The 17,629-nt window shown below is 44.9% G+C and carries 16 protein-coding genes; 5 read left to right on the forward strand and 11 right to left on the reverse strand.

Annotation, left to right across the window (positions count from 1 at the left end):
- Nucleotides 1-99 precede the first annotated feature (99 nt).
- Entirely contained in the window at nucleotides 100-2,400 is a 2,301-nt protein-coding gene (locus tag B9A91_RS11550) for a TonB-dependent receptor (RefSeq protein WP_084238628.1), read from the forward strand.
- A 134-nt stretch (nucleotides 2,401-2,534) separates the two neighbouring features.
- On the forward strand, nucleotides 2,535-3,524 hold the full coding sequence (locus B9A91_RS11555; RefSeq protein ID WP_084238630.1) for an alpha/beta fold hydrolase: 990 nt from the start codon (nucleotides 2,535-2,537) through the stop codon (nucleotides 3,522-3,524).
- Between the two features lies 1 nt (nucleotide 3,525).
- Here the strand turns inward: B9A91_RS11555 and B9A91_RS11560 are convergent, their stop codons facing one another.
- Nucleotides 3,526-4,311 carry a M90 family metallopeptidase gene (locus B9A91_RS11560; protein ID WP_084238632.1) on the reverse strand — a complete coding sequence of 262 codons (786 nt, stop codon included), beginning with the start codon at nucleotides 4,309-4,311 and terminating at the stop codon, nucleotides 3,526-3,528.
- A 3-nt stretch (nucleotides 4,312-4,314) separates the two neighbouring features.
- Nucleotides 4,315-5,328, reverse strand: a complete 1,014-nt coding sequence (locus B9A91_RS11565; RefSeq protein WP_084238634.1) for a Gfo/Idh/MocA family oxidoreductase — start codon at nucleotides 5,326-5,328, stop codon at nucleotides 4,315-4,317.
- A 130-nt stretch (nucleotides 5,329-5,458) separates the two neighbouring features.
- Between B9A91_RS11565 and B9A91_RS11570 the strand changes: the two genes are divergently transcribed.
- Complete coding sequence (locus B9A91_RS11570; RefSeq protein ID WP_084238636.1) at nucleotides 5,459-5,806, forward strand: hypothetical protein; 348 nt, start codon at nucleotides 5,459-5,461, stop codon at nucleotides 5,804-5,806.
- A gap of 72 nt (nucleotides 5,807-5,878) precedes the next feature.
- Here B9A91_RS11570 and B9A91_RS11575 read toward each other — a convergent pair whose 3' ends face one another.
- The 7 genes from B9A91_RS11575 to B9A91_RS11605 all read right to left on the reverse strand — a co-directional run bounded on the left by B9A91_RS11575 (nucleotide 5,879) and on the right by B9A91_RS11605 (nucleotide 13,847).
- A complete protein-coding gene (locus B9A91_RS11575; protein ID WP_144008903.1) occupies nucleotides 5,879-6,559 on the reverse strand; it encodes a YiaD family glycine zipper/OmpA-like lipoprotein in 681 nt (226 codons plus the stop codon).
- 163 nt (nucleotides 6,560-6,722) lie between these two features.
- Nucleotides 6,723-7,421, reverse strand: a complete 699-nt coding sequence (locus tag B9A91_RS11580) for an ABC transporter ATP-binding protein (RefSeq protein ID WP_200815635.1) — start codon at nucleotides 7,419-7,421, stop codon at nucleotides 6,723-6,725.
- A gap of 1 nt (nucleotide 7,422) precedes the next feature.
- The gene (locus tag B9A91_RS11585; protein WP_084238641.1) at nucleotides 7,423-8,895 is read right to left on the reverse strand and encodes a DUF5687 family protein; all 1,473 of its coding nucleotides are present in this window, start codon (nucleotides 8,893-8,895) and stop codon (nucleotides 7,423-7,425) included.
- Nucleotide 8,896: 1 nt separating this feature from the next.
- A complete protein-coding gene (locus B9A91_RS11590) occupies nucleotides 8,897-10,177 on the reverse strand; it encodes a replication-associated recombination protein A (RefSeq protein ID WP_084238642.1) in 1,281 nt (426 codons plus the stop codon).
- A 43-nt stretch (nucleotides 10,178-10,220) separates the two neighbouring features.
- Entirely contained in the window at nucleotides 10,221-11,471 is a 1,251-nt protein-coding gene (locus B9A91_RS11595; RefSeq protein WP_084238644.1) for a DEAD/DEAH box helicase, read from the reverse strand.
- A 52-nt stretch (nucleotides 11,472-11,523) separates the two neighbouring features.
- Nucleotides 11,524-12,282: a DUF4197 domain-containing protein gene (locus tag B9A91_RS11600; protein WP_084238645.1), complete on the reverse strand. Its 759-nt coding sequence runs from the start codon at nucleotides 12,280-12,282 to the stop codon at nucleotides 11,524-11,526.
- Nucleotides 12,279-13,847, reverse strand: a complete 1,569-nt coding sequence (locus B9A91_RS11605; protein WP_084238647.1) for a vWA domain-containing protein — start codon at nucleotides 13,845-13,847, stop codon at nucleotides 12,279-12,281. The genes B9A91_RS11600 and B9A91_RS11605 overlap by 4 nt, the downstream gene beginning before the upstream one ends.
- A 131-nt stretch (nucleotides 13,848-13,978) precedes the next feature.
- Between B9A91_RS11605 and B9A91_RS11610 the strand changes: the two genes are divergently transcribed.
- Both B9A91_RS11610 and B9A91_RS11615 read left to right on the forward strand, forming a co-directional pair.
- Complete coding sequence (locus B9A91_RS11610) at nucleotides 13,979-14,557, forward strand: RNA polymerase sigma factor (protein WP_084238649.1); 579 nt, start codon at nucleotides 13,979-13,981, stop codon at nucleotides 14,555-14,557.
- On the forward strand, nucleotides 14,550-15,863 hold the full coding sequence (locus B9A91_RS11615; protein ID WP_084238650.1) for a carboxypeptidase-like regulatory domain-containing protein: 1,314 nt from the start codon (nucleotides 14,550-14,552) through the stop codon (nucleotides 15,861-15,863). Before B9A91_RS11610 ends, B9A91_RS11615 begins: the two co-directional genes overlap by 8 nt.
- A 62-nt stretch (nucleotides 15,864-15,925) precedes the next feature.
- Here the strand turns inward: B9A91_RS11615 and B9A91_RS11620 are convergent, their stop codons facing one another.
- Nucleotides 15,926-16,942 carry an inorganic phosphate transporter gene (locus B9A91_RS11620; RefSeq protein ID WP_084238652.1) on the reverse strand — a complete coding sequence of 339 codons (1,017 nt, stop codon included), beginning with the start codon at nucleotides 16,940-16,942 and terminating at the stop codon, nucleotides 15,926-15,928.
- Nucleotides 16,943-16,952: 10 nt separating this feature from the next.
- Nucleotides 16,953-17,594, reverse strand: coding sequence for a DUF47 domain-containing protein (locus B9A91_RS11625; protein ID WP_200815636.1), 642 nt, complete (start codon nucleotides 17,592-17,594; stop codon nucleotides 16,953-16,955).
- Nucleotides 17,595-17,629: the final 35 nt, after the last annotated feature.

The raw sequence follows: 17,629 nt of genomic DNA on the forward strand, positions 1-17,629 counted from the left end.
ACCTCTTAACAGGCAGTCTGCTGCCTTATTTTTATCCATACCCTACATTTCATAAACCTGCATCGCTATGCTATGGCCCTGCAGTAAAATAACAGATAAATGAAAAAGACCTATCTTTTACTATATACATTATTGTGCTCATTTTTTACATTGAGCGGCTTTGCAACCGATATGGCCCAGTTCAGGGGCAAGGTTGTTGATGCTTCAGACCAGAGCCCGCTGGTGGGGGCAACCATTTACATTACAGATTTAAAGGCCATTACCACAACCAATGCACAAGGTGAATTTGTTTTAAAGAATGTGCCTGCAAAAGGAAAATTCCTGCTGGAAGTCCGTTATGTGGGTTACAGAACCTATTCTTCAGTGGTTGACCTCGGCAGTCAAAATGGCTTGTCCATTTCCCTAACCCCATCAATTATTGAAAGCGCCGAGGTGGTGATTACAGGCTCACCCTTTAGTTCCAGCAACAAGACGAGTAGTTTATCGGTCGTGACGGTGGGCAAAACGAAACTGGCGCAGGCAGGGAGTACCAACTTAATGGACGCGATTGCCAAAATACCTGGTGTTGCTCAGGTAAGTACGGGTGGGGCAATCTCCAAGCCTGTTATCCGTGGCTTAGGTTATAACCGGGTCTTGACCATGGTTGACGGCGCCCGTGAAGAAGCCCAGCAATGGGGGGATGAGCACGGAATAGAGGTTGACCAGTTTTCGGCAGCAAGGATAGAAATTTTAAAGGGACCGGCAAGTTTACTGTACGGTTCGGATGCCTTAGGCGGGGTGATCAATGTAATTGATGACCTGGTTCCTGCTCCGGGGGTACACAATGGAGAGTTTACCAGTAACTACAGCACCAATAATGGCCTTACCGCTTCTTCCCTAATGCTGCAGGGGAATGAAAATGGTTTTGTATATCGTGGCCGTGCATCTTACAAAAATGCCTACGGCTTTAGGTATAAGGACACCACAGTGCCCAATTCTGGTTTCAATGAACTGAATTTTAACGGGATGCTGGGCCTGAACAAGAGCTGGGGCTATTCTCACCTAAGTTTCTCCCGTTTTCATACCAATATCGGTCTGGTAGAAGACGGGCCTGATGAAAATGGCAACTATTTAAATGAAGATGGGGAGCTTATCTCAAATGCGGCAGCAAAGGAGCGGAGGCTGGGATTGCCTTATCAGGATATCAATCACTACCGTGCTGCTTTAAACAGCAATTTTATTTTAGGTAAGGGCCAGCTGAAAACCATTTTTGCCTTTCAGAACAACATCAGAAAGGAATTTGAAGAAAGTATAAGCGAGCCGGGTTTGAACCTGAACCTCAAATCCTATACTTATGATGTAAAATATTACCTCCCGAATATAGGAAAATGGGAACCTGCTTTTGGCCTGCAGGGCATGTACCAAGACAATGTGAATAAGGGAGATGAGTTTCTGATCCCCGATTACAGCAGCAATAACATTGGTGCATTTGCTTACTTGAAGAGAAATTTTGAGCAGGGCGCGATCAATATAGGTGCGCGGTACGATTATAAAAAGGTGAACGGGAAAGACCTGAATTTTGAAGGGGAACAGGTGTTTTCAGGTTTCAGTAATGAATTTTCCAATGTATCAGGATCAATAGGCCTTGCCTTTGAGATTGCGAAAAACCTGGTGCTTAAAGGGAATGCAGGATCGGGCTTCAGGGCGCCGAATATTGCCGAGCTCGGGGCAAATGGCCGACATGAAGGAACTTTCAGGTACGAGATCGGTAACAACAAGCTAAAACAGGAAACCAGTCTGCAGTTTGATCTGGGCCTGGAGTACAATGCAGAAAATGTAAGCTTTGGCTTAAACGCTTATGCAAACCGCATCTTTAATTACATATACCCGGGCAACTTTAACAACGAAACCATGCCTTTTGAGAACGAGGATGGTAGCATGGGAACACTACCGGTATACCGTTATGTACAAACCAATGCAGATTTAATTGGGGGCGAGGCCTCGGTAGATTTTCACCTGGTGAAATCATTGCATTTTGAAAACTCTTTTGCCTATACCCGGGGTGTTAACCGCGCCAATGATACGGCGCTGCCTTTTATTCCGGCAGCAACCATTAACAATGAGATCAGGTTTGAGCCCAATATTAAAGGGTTTGCAGACAGCTACATTAAGGTTGGGGTAAACAATACCTTTAAACAAGCCCGCTTTGATAGTTTTGAAACACAGACCGATGGTTATACCTTGCTGGATGCCGGAATCGGGACAAGCATCAATACCAAAAGGGGTAAGCTGAACCTTTGGATAACGGGGCAAAACCTACTGGATAAGCAGTATTACAATCACCTGAGCAGGTATAAGCCTGTAAATATTTACAATCCGGGCCGGAATATAACCTTTGGCATCAGTGTACCGTTTTTATAGTCAGTAAAACCCTTAATAAAATAGCCTGGGCATATTGTTCAGGCTATTCTTTTTCCTTTAAATTTCCGGGGAGTTATAATAATGCTTATGTTTAGAACTTTCGCTAACACTTATTGTTCTTTCAGAAAAAACCTATGTTAAAAAAAATATCATTCTCCATTTTAATGCTTTGCGGGCTTGCTTTTACGGCAAGTGCACAACAGGTAGATACCCTGTCCATTACATTAGAAAACGTTAAATACGCATACCCTGTAAAATATTTCCCTATAGTTGCAGAAGGCCAGGATTTACGCATGGCGTATATGGATATTGCGCCTACACAACTGGCTAATGGACGTACTGTAGTTCTTTTTCATGGGAAGAACTTTGGGGGCTATTACTGGACAGGGGTAATCAGGTCTTTAACCAGCAGAGGGTTCAGGGTAATTGTGCCTGACCAGATCGGCTTTGGTAAATCGTCTAAGCCATTTATACATTACAGTTTTCACCAGATGGCTGCCTGGAACAAAGCTTTGCTGGACGCTCTGAGCATCCAAAGGGCCAGTATTTTAGGTCACTCTATGGGCGGAATGCTGGCTACGCGTTTTGCGCTGATGTATCCCGATCAAACCGAAAAACTGCTGCTTGAAAATCCGATCGGCCTGGAAGATTACCGTCGCTTTGTTCCTTATGTGAGTACTGATGAGCAATATAAAACCGAATTGAAGTCGACAGCAGAGAGCATACGTAAGTATTATCAAACTTCTTATTTCACCTTGTGGAAACCAGAGTACGAGGAACTGGTGCGCATAGCAGGAGGTGTAACCAATAGTGCCGATTTCCCGCGCTGGGCAAAGGTTGCGGCCATGACTTATACCATGATTTACGAGCAGCCTGTAGTGTACGAGTTCATTAACATTAAGGTGCCTGCCGTTTTGTTTATAGGTAAAGAAGATAAAACGATAGTAGGAAAAGGCTTGCTGAGTCCCGATCAGCAAGCACTGTATGGGCAGTACCGGTTTTTAGGGAAACAAACTGCCGCGAAAATTCCGGGAGCCAAGATCATCGAATTTGACGGATGCGGTCATATTCCACATATCGAAATACCAACAGAGTTTAATGTGGCTTTGCTAGGCAGCCTGTAATTTACTGCTTTGCCGGATCCTGTAAAAAGGTTTCTGATAGGATATGATAAAGCTCGGGGTGTTTTTCTTTTAACTGTCCGGGCTTTTCAAAAAAGTATTCAGACACTACGGCAAAGAATTCTGCTTCGTTGGTAATGGCGTAGGGGTTAATGTCCGACTTTCCCTTTTCAATACGCTGCATTTCCTTGTGGATCATTTTTACCCAGGGAAGGGTATACTCATGCTTCATTAAATTGTCGGGTACACCATCTGTTGCACCGTCAGACTTGTCCAGTAAGTGAACGAACTCATGGATGGCGGTATTCTCCTTATCGGCCATATTGGAAAAACCCAGGTGTAATGCCGATTTGGAGAGGATCATTTGTCCGTTCATATATCCATCGCCTACCATCCCTAAAATACTCCGCTCCTTGCCTTCAAACTGAAAATCGCTATTAAATGTATCGGGATACAACAGCACGCTCGACAGGTTTTTATATTGCCAGTCTTCTTCGAAGCCAAATACAGGAATAATGGCGCTGGAGGCAACGAGTAGCCTGTCGAGGGCTTCAATGGGGATGCCCACACCTTCAATGCGTACATAGGCTAAAAATGCCGCTATCTTATGCTCAAAGCGTTGCTGGGCTGTTGTGTTGAGTTGCTGGTAATAGTGAACATGGTGTGCCAAAAGGTTCCGTTCCTCTTCAGTAAGGTTGTTTATGGGCCCCTGTCCTGACTTATTGCCCCTTAGTATAAAATAGACAACAATTATAAATACCGGAATAAGTACAAACAGAATGGAATTCATGCGTTATGCTTCCAGGATTTCCAATTGGGCAATGATTTGCTCTTCTGTAACCGGATAAGCCACGTCATTCACGATTGATTGGTAAACTGCTTCAAACAAGCCGATATAGTTTCCTTTTTCAGAATCAATATAGGTTGAGGAGGGCTTTCCCTCTTCATCCATAATGGTCAAACGACCTTTGCTATCAGCCGGTTCAATGCCATAGGCAGGATTATCTAATTTCATCCCTTTTAACAATTGTTCTTCCTGTACATCGGAGCGGCCTTTGACGAATGAGCCTGCGGAACCGTTCAGTACAAATGCTTTTTGCGGATCTGCAACCAGCAGGCTAGAGGTAAGGAATATATTGAGGTCGTCGGGGTAGGCCAAATGGATCATAAAGTAGTCGTCCACTTTAGTACCCGGCCGGTGTTTTCCCAATACTTTATAAAAGGACTTGGGTTTCCCGAACAGGCTGATGGCCTGATCCAGGAGGTGAGGCCCCAGATCATAGAGCAGTCCGCTGGCAGGGTGGGGCTCTTCTTTGAATGTTTTAGGCCCGATCGCCTTCCTGTAACGGTCAAATCTGTAGTGGACCTCATTGATCTGGCCCAATTGCCCGCTTTCAACTACTTTTTGAATGGAGGTACAATCGCTGTCCCACCGCCTGTTGTGGTAGACAAAGATCTTTTTACCTAAACTTTCCGCAAGCATAAACAGTTCTCTGGCCTCAGCAGAAGTCGCAGTAAAAGGTTTTTCGACGAGGATATGCTTGCCTGCCTTTAACGATTTTTGTGCGTAATCGTAATGGGTGTAATTGGGTGTATTGATAATGATCAGTTCGATCTGCTCATCTGCAATTAAGTCGTCTATAGTATCATAGCTTATAATTCCGGGGTAATCTGCGCTTGCTTTCTTCTGCGTCCGCTCGGTTACCGCATGCAATTTAAACCCCGGGTGTTTATCTATAAAAGGGGCATGAAAAACTTTTCCTGACATCCCATATGCCATTATACCTGTTACAATTTCCGTCTTCATTGTTTAAAATTCTGTGTTAAGCGCCGTTCGGATCAGTTAAAATCCCTGGCTGGCTAAATTTAGCTAAATCAGTTTGGTATTCGGACAATATATTGCAATAAACCTACATTGCTAATTGTATCTTTGCCGTATGAAACCTGCAGAAACACATGCGAAATGGAAAATTTTGCAACAGAAGATAGCGGATGAGTTCGATGCGGAAGCACCTGATTTAAAAGTAATATTGTTTTTGATTGGGGTGCAGGAACTGGGTAAGGGGCCACGTAAGTACAGCAAGCGTCAGAAAGAAGAGCTGATGCACATTGCTACCTGCCGTTTGTTAAGTGAAATGGGCTTTTATGAACTTGAAGGCCTTGATCAGGACGGCTGGCCACACTGGAAACTGGTTAAACCCGTCCCTTCCTTTGCGATGATGGAGCAGGAACTGCTGCTCAAATCGCTGGCCATACATTACTTTGAAGATATCTACGAATTTTAGCTTTAAATTGAAAAACCCGAAGTACATGGTACAACGGGTTTTCTTTTTATAGGTAGATGTAAATGTGCTGAATTATTTTCCTTGCTGCTGTGCTTCTTTTTTCAATTGATCGTTGGCAACAATAACCACCTCAACCCTACGGTTGGCAGCTCTTCCTGCTTCAGTTGCATTGTCTTCAATTGGCTCAGAAAATCCTTTACCGATCGTGATCAGACGCGAAGAAGGTACACCTTGTGACACGGCATAAGCTTTAACGGCTGCAGCTCTTCTTTCAGATAAGCTCATGTTGTAAGACTCTGTACCTTTATTATCGGTATGACCAATTACTTTAATATCTGTTCCCGGATACTGGTTTATCGATCCTGCCAATGACTTGATGTTTGTTTTTGCCTGGGCTGTCAAATCAGATTTGTCAAAGCCAAAAAGGATACCGCTATCAAATTTAACGATGATACCTTCACCCTCACGGATAACTTCGGCATTTGGGATGGCATTTTGTATCTCTGCAGCTTGTTTATCCATTCTTTTGCCGATAAAACCACCTGCTGTACCACCCACGGCTGCACCTATAATAGCACCAACTGCTGTGTTACCAGCTTTTTTACCGATGATTGCGCCAATAACACCACCCGCTGCCGCACCAATACCCGCTCCTTTTTGAGTTTTTGTTAAACTATCACAACCTTGAAATGCCATGGCACCAAGGGCTAATGCTATACTAAATGTTGCTATTTTAAATTTTGAAGTCATCATAATGTTATCATTTGTTTATAGGATCAACAAATCAAACCTGATGCCAATCTTTTTTGTTTCCTGATTTTAGCGTTGTGCATCCTCAAATTAAGACAATCTACGAGTTAGTCCCGGAGAAACAGTTAGGGCAGAAGCGGTGGGTGACCACAATACTATACAATCCTTATTCGGCAAAATATGCTTCCAGTTCCTTTAGCGTATTTTCATCTTTATGGAAGTCTTTAATCACCACGCCTTTTTCCAGGAGGATAATCCGGTCGCATACGTCGGTTACATGATTCAGGTCGTGGCTTGAAATTAAGGTTGTCATGGTTTGCTGTTGTTTTAAGGATTTGATCAGTGTTTTAAGCCTGATCTGTGTGGTTGGATCCAGATTGGCGAAAGGCTCGTCCAAGATCAGTAGTTCCGGATTTTGCATCAATGCAGCTGCAATCCCAACCTTATTCTGGTTTCCCTTAGAGAAATCGCGGATGTATTTCCCTTTGTTAAGTATCTCACCGTTAAAAAACTCCTTGTAACTTTGCAGGTAATCTTTGACATCCGCCAGGCTAAGGTCATGCAGGCTGCCTATAAACACAAAGTACTCTTCTGGCGTTAGGTAATCGATCAGAAAACCTTCATCCAGGTAAGAAGCGGTATAGTTTTTCCAGTTGTCGCTGTGCATCACGTCTTCACCTTTTGAGAAAACCGAACCCGAAGTTGGGCGGATGAGGTCTAAAACCATGCGGAAGAGCGTGGTTTTTCCGGCGCCGTTGTTTCCTACCAGTCCAATGGTTTCTCCTGCACCTATTTTCAGCTGTGCAATGTCTACAACAGGCCGCTGGCCATAAACTTTTTTTAAATCCTGTATTGCTAACATCATATTATTCTCTAAACCCTTCGGCTATTTTATATCGTTGTTTTTCAAACTTTCTGGTGATGATGTTGACCCAATACCCACGCATGAAGATCATAATGAGGCCAAATAAGGAAACAATCATCAGGCCTATATAGGGTTTGTCGACCAGGCCAAAGGGAATGTATATTAAAATGGGGGTAAGCGTGTAAGGGAGCATGAGCAGCCATTGATTGGCGCTTATGCCCTGGTAATTAAAGGTCGCAGCTTTGTTGATTTCCAGTCTTTTATAATTGAAGTTGGCCAGGTAAAGCACCACTACAGTTCCGAAACCAACATTATAAAGATAGGCGGTTAAGTGCAGCAACAGTAGTTTCGGGCTTAAAAATCCATAAAAGCTGGCGAGCAGCGTAATCAGGGTGCAGGCAATTGTAAAGAGCAGGAATTTGGCTTTTATAAAATCCTTAAAGCTGATTTTATTGCTAAGCAAACCATCAAAATGGGCACTTTGCCAGGCAAACATGAATTGCCCGTACATCAGAATAGAAACGCCGGTCATAAAGATGGCCCCAAACATCATCTGTCCAAAGGCATCTGTTGCAATTGCTTTTTGCTTATAAAAGATAAAGCCATAAAGCAGGAACAGAAAGCCCATAAATAATGAGGTGCGGGAACGTTTATGTCGTAAAATCAGTTTTAATTCTAAAGCGGCCAGTTCGCCTGTCTTGCCAAAACGGTTTAAAAATGGGTAGTCTGTACTTACCTTTTTTTCTTCTGCGGCGTTCAGCTCTTCTGCGTATAAATTTTGCCGCAGATAACGGCTGTTGAAATAAAATATCAACAGGGCAGCTACAGAAAAACCAAGCGCCGTTAACGGCTGTCCTGAAATGATCCTGAAAATAGAGTCGGATCCGCCCATGATGGAGATGATCTTATAATATTCCAGAACTGCGAAAAGGCCGATTACTGCAAGCCCGATCACCGTATACCAGATGTTGGTTATGGACTTTCGCTTAATGTACAATACCAGGTAGTTGTTAAAAAAGGCAATGGAGAGTATGGCAACAATATACATCAGGGTTACCCAGGCTCCGTATGCGGGCACTATTTTTACGAAACAGAAAGGCAGGAACAACAGGAAAGGCCAAAGGTTAAAGGCCGAAAACAACGCCCTGATGTTTAAAAAACTGATGATTTTGCGCTTCGGGATCTTCAGGTGAAGATAAGGAACTATGCTTAGCGTGGGTAGTTCCTGCAGTTGCAGGCGCATCACAAAATCAAAGGCAAAATAGTATAAAATGATACCGTTGAAACTTTTGATGATGTTCTGGTCGGGAAATACTTTTGAAAGGAGCGGAGCCATTCCAAAGCCTGCAGCCAAAACTACGATCAGGAAATACAGTAAAAAAAAGATCAGTACGATCTGTGCGGCCAGGCTGCCCTTGCGGTTCCTGGAGCGCCAGAAGGCTTTCCACTGATGGTTTAAAAAGGTACCCAGCATATCAATAGTTGTACTTATTTTTCCAGTTTCTTCTCAATTGTTCTCTCAGTTTTTCTTCTGCCGGATTCTTGCCCGGATCGTATAATTTGGTGCCGGCCAGCTGTTCCGGCAGATATTCCTGTTCCTCAAAGTTGCCCTCATAGCTGTGCGAATATTTATAATCCTTGCCATAACCGATGTTCTTCATCAGCTTAGTTGGTGCATTGCGGATGTGCAGGGGTACAGGCAGGTTTCCGGTTTGTTTAACTAATGCCTGGGCATGGTTAATGGCTTCATAGGCAGCATTACTTTTTACAGAAGAAGCCATATAGGTAACGGCCTGGGAAAGGATGATCCTGGATTCGGGAAAACCGATCACGTTGACGGCCTGAAAACAATTGTTGGCCAGTAGCAGGGCGTTGGGGTTTGCATTTCCGATATCTTCGGAGGCAAGGATCAGTAACCTGCGTGCAATAAACAGCGGATCTTCCCCTCCTTCTATCATCCGGGCCAGCCAGTACACAGCCGCATTTGGGTCACTTCCCCGTATAGATTTGATAAATGCAGAAATGATGTCGTAATGTTGTTCACCCGCTTTATCGTATAAGGCCAGGTTCTGCTGGGCATGCTCCAGCACATTTTCATTGGTCAGGACTATTTTACTGCCACCGATACCATTAATGGCAATCTCCAGTACGTTCAGTAATTTCCTGGCATCCCCTCCTGATAAGCGGATCAGCGCTTCATGTTCCTTGATGGTAATTTTCTTTTCCTTCAGGAGCACATCCTGTTTAATGGCTGTTTGTAGTAAACCGGATAGTTCAGCCTCATCCAGGGCCTTCAGAATATATACCTGGCAACGGGAAAGCAAGGCCGATATGACTTCAAAAGAAGGATTTTCTGTGGTAGCACCAATCAGGGTTACCAGCCCGCGCTCTACGGCACCCAGCAGGCTATCCTGTTGTGATTTGCTGAAGCGGTGTATCTCATCTATGAAAAGAATGGGCAGGCCCATCAGGCTATCCTTTAATAAGGCTGCTCTGTCTATGACATCCCGGATGTCCTTTACCCCGGAATTGATGGCGCTAAGGTTAAAAAAAGGACGGTCCAGTGTTTGCGATATGATATAGGCCAGGGTAGTTTTGCCAACCCCCGGAGGCCCCCAGAATATCATTGAAGGTAATTGTCCGCTTTGTATAGCCTTTCTCAGTACGGCATCAGGGCCTACCAAATGTTTTTGCCCCACATACTCATCCAGGTTTTGGGGGCGCATACGTTCGGCTAATGGAGGGAGGTTCTGCATAAGCGTAAATATACTAAAAAAAGTAGCAAAGAAAATGCTTTGTTTATGCGCTTTCTTTCGGGCCGGCCTTAGGTTTTTTCTTCCAGAACTTACGTTTAGGCTTACCGGTGTCACTTTTTTTAGGGGATTTATGTGTGGATGGGCTTACCGCAGTTTCCGAAAGGGCCTCGCCAAGATGTTCAGGTAAAGGAATTCTTTCGATCTGTTTCTCGATCAGCTTTTCTATGCTGGTCAATTTCCGTTTATCCCTGCTGTTCACGAGCGTAATGGCCGTTCCTTTAGTGGCAGCCCTTGCAGTACGTCCGATACGGTGCACATAATCTTCTGCATCATGGGGTACATCAAAGTTAACCACCAGGTCTATGCCTTCCACATCAATACCGCGACTCAAAACATCGGTACCTATTAAGATCGGCAACTGTCGGTTCTTAAATTTCAGCAGAATGCTTTCCCTTTCTTTCTGCCCAAGGTCTGAATGGAAGGCTTCGGCTTTAAGGCCAAGGTTCCTGAATACCTTACCCAGGTTTTTAACCTTTTCTTTGGTGGAGGCAAAAATGATCACACTTTTATAGGTATCTTCTTTTAAGATTCCTGTCAGCAAAGGAATTTTTTGCTCGTCGTGGACAAAATAAATCTGCTGTAGGATACCCTCTGCAGGCTTGGAGATCGCAATGTTGACCTGCTCCGGATGCTTTAACAGGTTTGCTGCCAGTTTCCGGATCTTTGGTGGCATAGTTGCCGAAAACATAACTGTCTGCCTTTTCTGCGGCAGATAGCTTACAATGCGCATGATGTCATCATAAAAACCCATGTCAAGCATCCTGTCGGCCTCATCAAGCACCAGGTGCTGCAGCTGGTCGAGTTTTAAAACACCGGAAGAAAGGTGTGAGATCAAACGGCCTGGCGTGGCAATAATGATGTCTACCCCTTCACGCATCGATCGTTTTTGCTGCTCATAGGCAATGCCATCCCCACCTCCGTAAACCGTTAAGGAGCTGATGTTTGTGAAATAAGACAGTGCCTCTACCTGCAGATCTATTTGCTGGGCAAGTTCTCTTGTCGGCGCCAGGATCAGGGTGTTGTTGTGGCGGTTTTCTGTTTCAACGATCATGTTCATGATCGGCAACAGGTAGGCGCCGGTTTTTCCGGTTCCGGTTTGAGCGCAGGCAATTAAATCTTTCTTATTTAAAATAAGCGGAACTGCCTGCTGCTGTATTGGGGTTGCATTGCGGAAACCCATCGCTAATAACCCTTCTAACAGTTCAGGGTTAAAATTAAAATCTTTAAAATCCAATATACTTTTATTGTTGTTAGTATGTTACCGTATAAAAGTAATGCTTTTATTTCTATTTATTCTTATCTGCATAACCAAACACCTTCTGAAGCAGAGAAGATGACCTTGCCCCCAGATTGTCCCTGATTTTAAGCTCTTCCTGCGCCACCTGAATAAACATACCGTCTATCGCTTTTTGGGCCACATAGTCGGAAAGGTCGGTGCTTACCGGCTTTACCAGTGGGATTTTATTGTATTGCCCTGCCGCGTCGCCCCAGTATTTAGTGGCGCCTACAGTGGCCAGGCTTTGTGTAATAACTGGTTTAAATTTTTCCATCAGCTGTGCTGTGGTTACCCTTTTAAAATAAGTGGTGGCTGCATCTTTACTGCCCAGCAATATATTGGTGGCATCGGTAATGGTCATTTGTTTAATGGCCGAGATAAAAATAGGCTTTGCCTCTTTGGCTGCACTCTCGGCTGCGCGGTTCAGACTCAGGATTACATTGTCGGCCAGTTTTCCCATCCCCAGGCTGCGTAAAGTTTTTTCCACTTTCTGGGCTTCCGGAGGGAAAAGGATCTTTACAGCCATATTGCCCAGAAAGCCATCTTTTGCTGAAAGTAGGTCGGCCCCTCTGGAGGTACCAATTTCCAGTGCCTCCTTAATGCCCATTCCGATCTCCAATGCACTCGGCGTACCTGTGGTACCTGTTGTGCTCCCGGTTTTACCGGTAACCTGCTTTAAAATATTTCCGAGTTTGATCTGGCTGTAAGCCCCGGATGTATTGAATGATAAACCGGCAGCCAGGGCCAGGTATATTAAACTCTTTTTCATTCCTGTTGTTTTTGGGCTGAAGATAGCAAATCTTCTGCCACCTTTGGCTCCAGTCCAGCATATTTATTGATCAGGCGGTTCAGCAGCTGGTTCAGGTACTCTACCTGGTAACTGCCAACTGTCGGTTTCAAGTGACTGTTTCCTATTCCGCTGTCATCTGTTAAGAATACATAGGTTCCATTGGTTCCGATAGCCATAAAACGCATTAAAAATTCTGTGCGTTTGTCGATGCCGCTGGCTACAACCGGGATTAAGGCTATCCCGCGTGAAGCCGCTTCTTTTACCGAACGCTGGATGCTTTTTATCCTTGCAGCGTCGTAATGTGGCGGAGCATCCAGGATCATGAACATGAGCCTGGCCGACGTCCCGGTTTCAGACCATCGTTGCTGGTAAATCGCATTTTCCATCGCCTCTTCTACTGCTTCTTCAAAATCGCCCCCGCCGTCGGCGTACTGATTGGCCAGGTTCCGTTTTACCTTTTGGAGGTCCTGCTCAAAACCGAAATCCCGGATGACATATTCATCACCCCTATCCCGGTAAAATACCATGGCTGTGCGGGTGTTCAATTGGCTTTTGGTGTTCAGGCGGCCAATGATATCTTCCAGTTCCGACTTCAGGTAGCTGATCTCATCACCCATAGAACCCGTTGCGTCGACCATAAACAACACCTCCAGGTTCGTGATTTTTTCTGCGGGCTTGTCTATAGAAATATTAACCTTGCGCGTATTTTGTGCAAACACTTTTTTGTAGATTTCCTGTCCCTCCCGACTTTCGACCATTATGGTCAGGCCTTCTTTGCTGTTGTTGTATATGGATGGCCATAACTCGGCCTTGCCTTCAAAATTGGTTTTTGCTTTCCATACCGGGTTCCCGTTCTGTAGCGCTGTAACGACATACCCGATCAATGGCCGCTGCTGCTTATTGCTGAGTTCTACGCTGATGCGGCTGCCGGTATAGAAAGACCAGTACGATTGCATGTCCGACCATTCCTGCGTATTCATCAGATTGCTCCAGAAGGCCCAGTGCTCGATGTCGTTCCATTCGCCGGCCGTAAGCTGGTTTGACTGAGGTTTTGGTCTTTTTGGCCATGGACCAGGGGCGGGGGATTTCTTGTCGCGGACTGTTGCCGAGCGCGCACCACGTATAGAGCTTGTGGAAGCTGATGCGGCTATGCCTGCTGCCTTGCTTTCCAGGGCCGGAGCCGGCTCCCTGTGGCCGGATATTGCTTTAGCTTTGCCATATCCCGTTACCACAACCTCGGCCAGGCTCACGTCACTCGCTGCCATGGATACATTAACCGTTAATCCGCCATTCAGCTTTATAATAGCGGTATGGTAACCGATATAGCTAAACTTCAGATGCTGCTCTTTATCTTTTACACTGATGGAATACCTGCCATTTTTATCGGTAACTGTACCTGTCTTACTCAGCAGCGCGGTTACCGCGACACCCGCCAGCGGGCTGCCGCTATCCTTATCTTTTACTGTTCCACTAATAGTTTTAGCGCTAAGGGGTTCAAATGCTGCAAACAGCAACATCAATACTGGAAACAAAATCTTTTTCATAGCCGTTGTTTGGACTTATGATGTCAGCTTTGCAGAAATTCCATACCAGTGTCAAAAAATATTTTTATACTTGGGCAGCCGTTACCGTTTTACAGCCTACGATTTGACATCACCTATGTTTTAAACAACCTTTGAGATTTATAAAAAATAACGCCCGGATACAGGAGCAGGATGATGCTGCTTTGATTGCGCACTACAAAAGCAGTGGCGATCTGGAAGCATTGGGCACACTTTATAACCGCTATATGCACCTGGTGTTTGGGGTGTGTTTAAATTATCTTAAGGATGAGGAACAGAGCAAAGATGCGGTAATGCAGATTTTTGAAGAGCTGGTATTGAAACTGAAGGTCCATGAGGTTCAGAATTTTAAAAGCTGGCTGCATGTGCTCACCCGGAACCATTGCTTAATGGCCCTTCGCAAACAATCTAAGCACAATACGGTTTCAATAGACGATACTTTTGTGGAAAACAGGGATTTTGTGCATCTTGATATGGATGATACAAAAGAGAAGAGGCTGACCGTGATGGAAAAATGTATGGAAACGCTTTCCCTGGAGCAGCGCATCAGTGTTGATCTGTTTTATCTGCAGGAAAAATGTTATAAGGAAGTTGCAGACATTACAGGCTACGAAATGGTTAAGGTGAAAAGTTACATACAAAACGGAAAAAGAAATCTTAAAATTTGTATAGAGAAGAACAGCGGTGAATAAAGATTGGTTAGATATAGGTGTTTTAGAAGATTACCTGGACGGTAAGCTAGATGCTAAGACCATGAACAGGGTGGAGCGCGAAGCGCTTGAAGATCCTTTCGTGGCCGAAGCCCTGGCCGGTCTGAGCGAATCACCAAAACGTTCCCTGAAGTCGCTGTCATTGCTCCAGAAACAGTTGCAGGAAAGGGTTGCAGAACAGCATACCCTAAAGAAAACCTCGGTGGTTACCTGGCAGCGTTTGAGCATTGCGGCTGCGGCTGCAGTGATGTTTATTGCGGTGAGTGTAATGTTCTGGATGCGCGAAAATAACCTACGGAAAGAACTGGCAGGCAGCACCAAAAAAGTAGATGTAACCATCTCGGCAGAAAATTCTGTTATGGCTGATACTCCCATTGCAGTGGCAGCAGCGCCGGTTCCTGCAATTGAAAACACAGACCGGAACCAGGTGAAAGAAAAGGAAATTGAAAAGGCTATAACAGCGGCGAAAACCAATACCTATGCAGCCAGGGCCAAAGCTGAATCAGTTATAGTGCAGAACCGGGTAGCCCCAGCCCCTGCAACTCAGCAACTCAACGAAGTTACAGTGGTTGGATATGGGGTTCAGCGAAAACAGAACATGACGGGTTCCGTATCTTCATTTGCTGCTTCATCACTGGCAAATGTGCTGAGTGGCCGGGTAGTGGCCCAGGACGATGGAAAACCTTTGCCAGGGGTGTCGATAAGTATGCGGGGAACCAATGTCGGTACAGTTACAGATAGCAATGGAGAGTTTAAAATTATTGCAGATACGGCTGTTAAGGCAGCGATCCTCCGTGCAAATTATATTGGTTTTAACGGCGCAGAGATGCTTGCAAAAGCAAATTTGCCGGTAAACATTGCGTTAAGCCCGAATAACCAGCAATTAAATGAAATGGTGATTACAGGCTTATATAAAAAGAAGGGACTGGCCACGGATAGTGAGAAGGTGGAAGGGGCGCTTAACGGAAAAGCCGCCGGGATCAGGATCCGCGGCATGAGCACGATAGCAAAAACCACCGCAAAGCTGGCTTCCAACCCTGTTGGGGGCTGGGATAAGTTATTTGACTACATCAAAGCAAACAATGCTTTTGCCCATGAGCCTCAGACAGGGCAGGAAGTTGAACTGAGCTTCAAGGTTGACCGTAAGGGTAATCCGGCGGATATAAGGATCATTAAAGGTGCAGAGCTTAAATACGAACAGGAGGCAATCAGGTTGCTGATTAACGGCCCTAAATGGGAAAAACCTGAGAAAGCCCGGGAGCGGATGACCTTTACCATAAACTTCTAAACAAAAATGCCCGGGGTTTAAATCCGGGCATTTTTGTGAGTATATAAACTAAAACCTTCTGCTTAAAAGAACAGGTGGATGATGCTGAATACAATGGCAGCAAGTGTAGCAGAAACGGGGATGGTCAATACCCATGCCCACAATAGGCTTACGGTAACCCCCCACCTTACTGCAGAAACCCTTTTTAACAGTCCTACGCCCACGATAGATCCGGTAATGGTATGTGTGGTAGAAACCGGGATACCAAAATGCTCCGTAATACCAAGGGTTACCGCGCCTGCAGATTCGGCTGCAACACCTTCAAAAGCATTTACCTTGGTAATTTTTGAACCCATGGTTTTCACAATTTTCCAGCCGCCGCTCATGGTTCCAAGCGCAATTGCTGCATAACAGGAAATAGGCACCCATTCCGGCATCGCATCGCCGGAGTTTAGCTGATTGCCTGCTACCATGGCTACATAAATGATACCCATAACCTTCTGCGCATCGTTACCACCATGGGTAAAGCTTAGTGCAGCAGAGGAGATCAGCTGCAGGCGTTTAAACCATTTTTCGGCCACTGAAGGTCTTGCATTTTTAGAGATGTGCAAAATAATGATGGAGATGATCACCGAGATCACCATACCTATAACCGGGGCCAGGACAATAAAGGCCACAACTTTTAATATAGGGGCCAAATTGATGGCCGACATAACGCCTGCACCTAATGAAGCTGCCTTTGCCATACCTGCACCCGCAAAACCACCTATAAGGGTGTGCGAAGAACTGGACGGGATACCAAACCACCAGGTAAAAAGGTTCCAGGTGATGGCCGCTAAAAGGCCTGCCAATATGACTTCCAGGGTAATAAAGTTTTCTACTACCGTTTTGGCAATGGTGTTGGCTACTTTGTGGTCTGTAAAATAAAAATATGCGGCAAAATTGAATACTGCCGCCCACAGTACCGCCTGGAAGGGCGAAAGTACTTTTGTGGATACAATGGTTGCAATGGAGTTTGCAGCATCGTGAAAACCGTTTATATAATCGAAGGCAATAGCCAGAACGATTACAATAACCAGTAACGTAAATGTAGATACCATTTTTTAAGCTTTAAGCATTCTTTACCAAAATAGATTCCAGCACATTTGCTGCATCCTCACATTTATCTGTAGCCAGTTCAAGGGTCTGCAGCACTTCTTTTTGCCTGATCAGTTCGATGGCATTGGTTTCAAATTCGAACAAACGGGCAATTGCCAGGTTACATACGTAGTCGGCCTGGTTTTCCCCGCTGTTGATCCTGACACAGGCATCAGCAATTACACGGATATTTTTAAAGCTTCTCAGTTCTTTGATCGCCTTTTCAAGGTCTGTACACATTTCAACCAGCAATTCAGCCAGTTTAATCATGGCATCAGCAATATTGGTTACATTGTACAATTCAATATTACTTGCCGATGCATGGATATAATCTGCAATGTCATCAACCGCACTGGCCAGGGCATGGATATCTTCCCTGTCGAAAGGCGTAATGAAGTTTTTACTTAATTCAAGAAAAATGGAGTGGGTAATGTCGTCACCAACATGCTCAAGACGCTCTACTTCTTTGATGTGCTCTTTCCTTTTCTCCAGGTCGGTAGCACTCAGTGCAAGCAGCAGGGCCTGTGAAATTTTCAATACATTGCTTCCTGCCTGCTCAAACAGGGGCTGAAATTTCTTGTCTTTAGGGGTAAAGAACTTAAAAATGCTGTTCATATTAATTTAAAATATGATGCAAAAGTATGAGAGTA

It is taken from the genome of Pedobacter africanus (assembly GCF_900176535.1).
Lineage (GTDB): Bacteria > Bacteroidota > Bacteroidia > Sphingobacteriales > Sphingobacteriaceae > Pedobacter > Pedobacter africanus.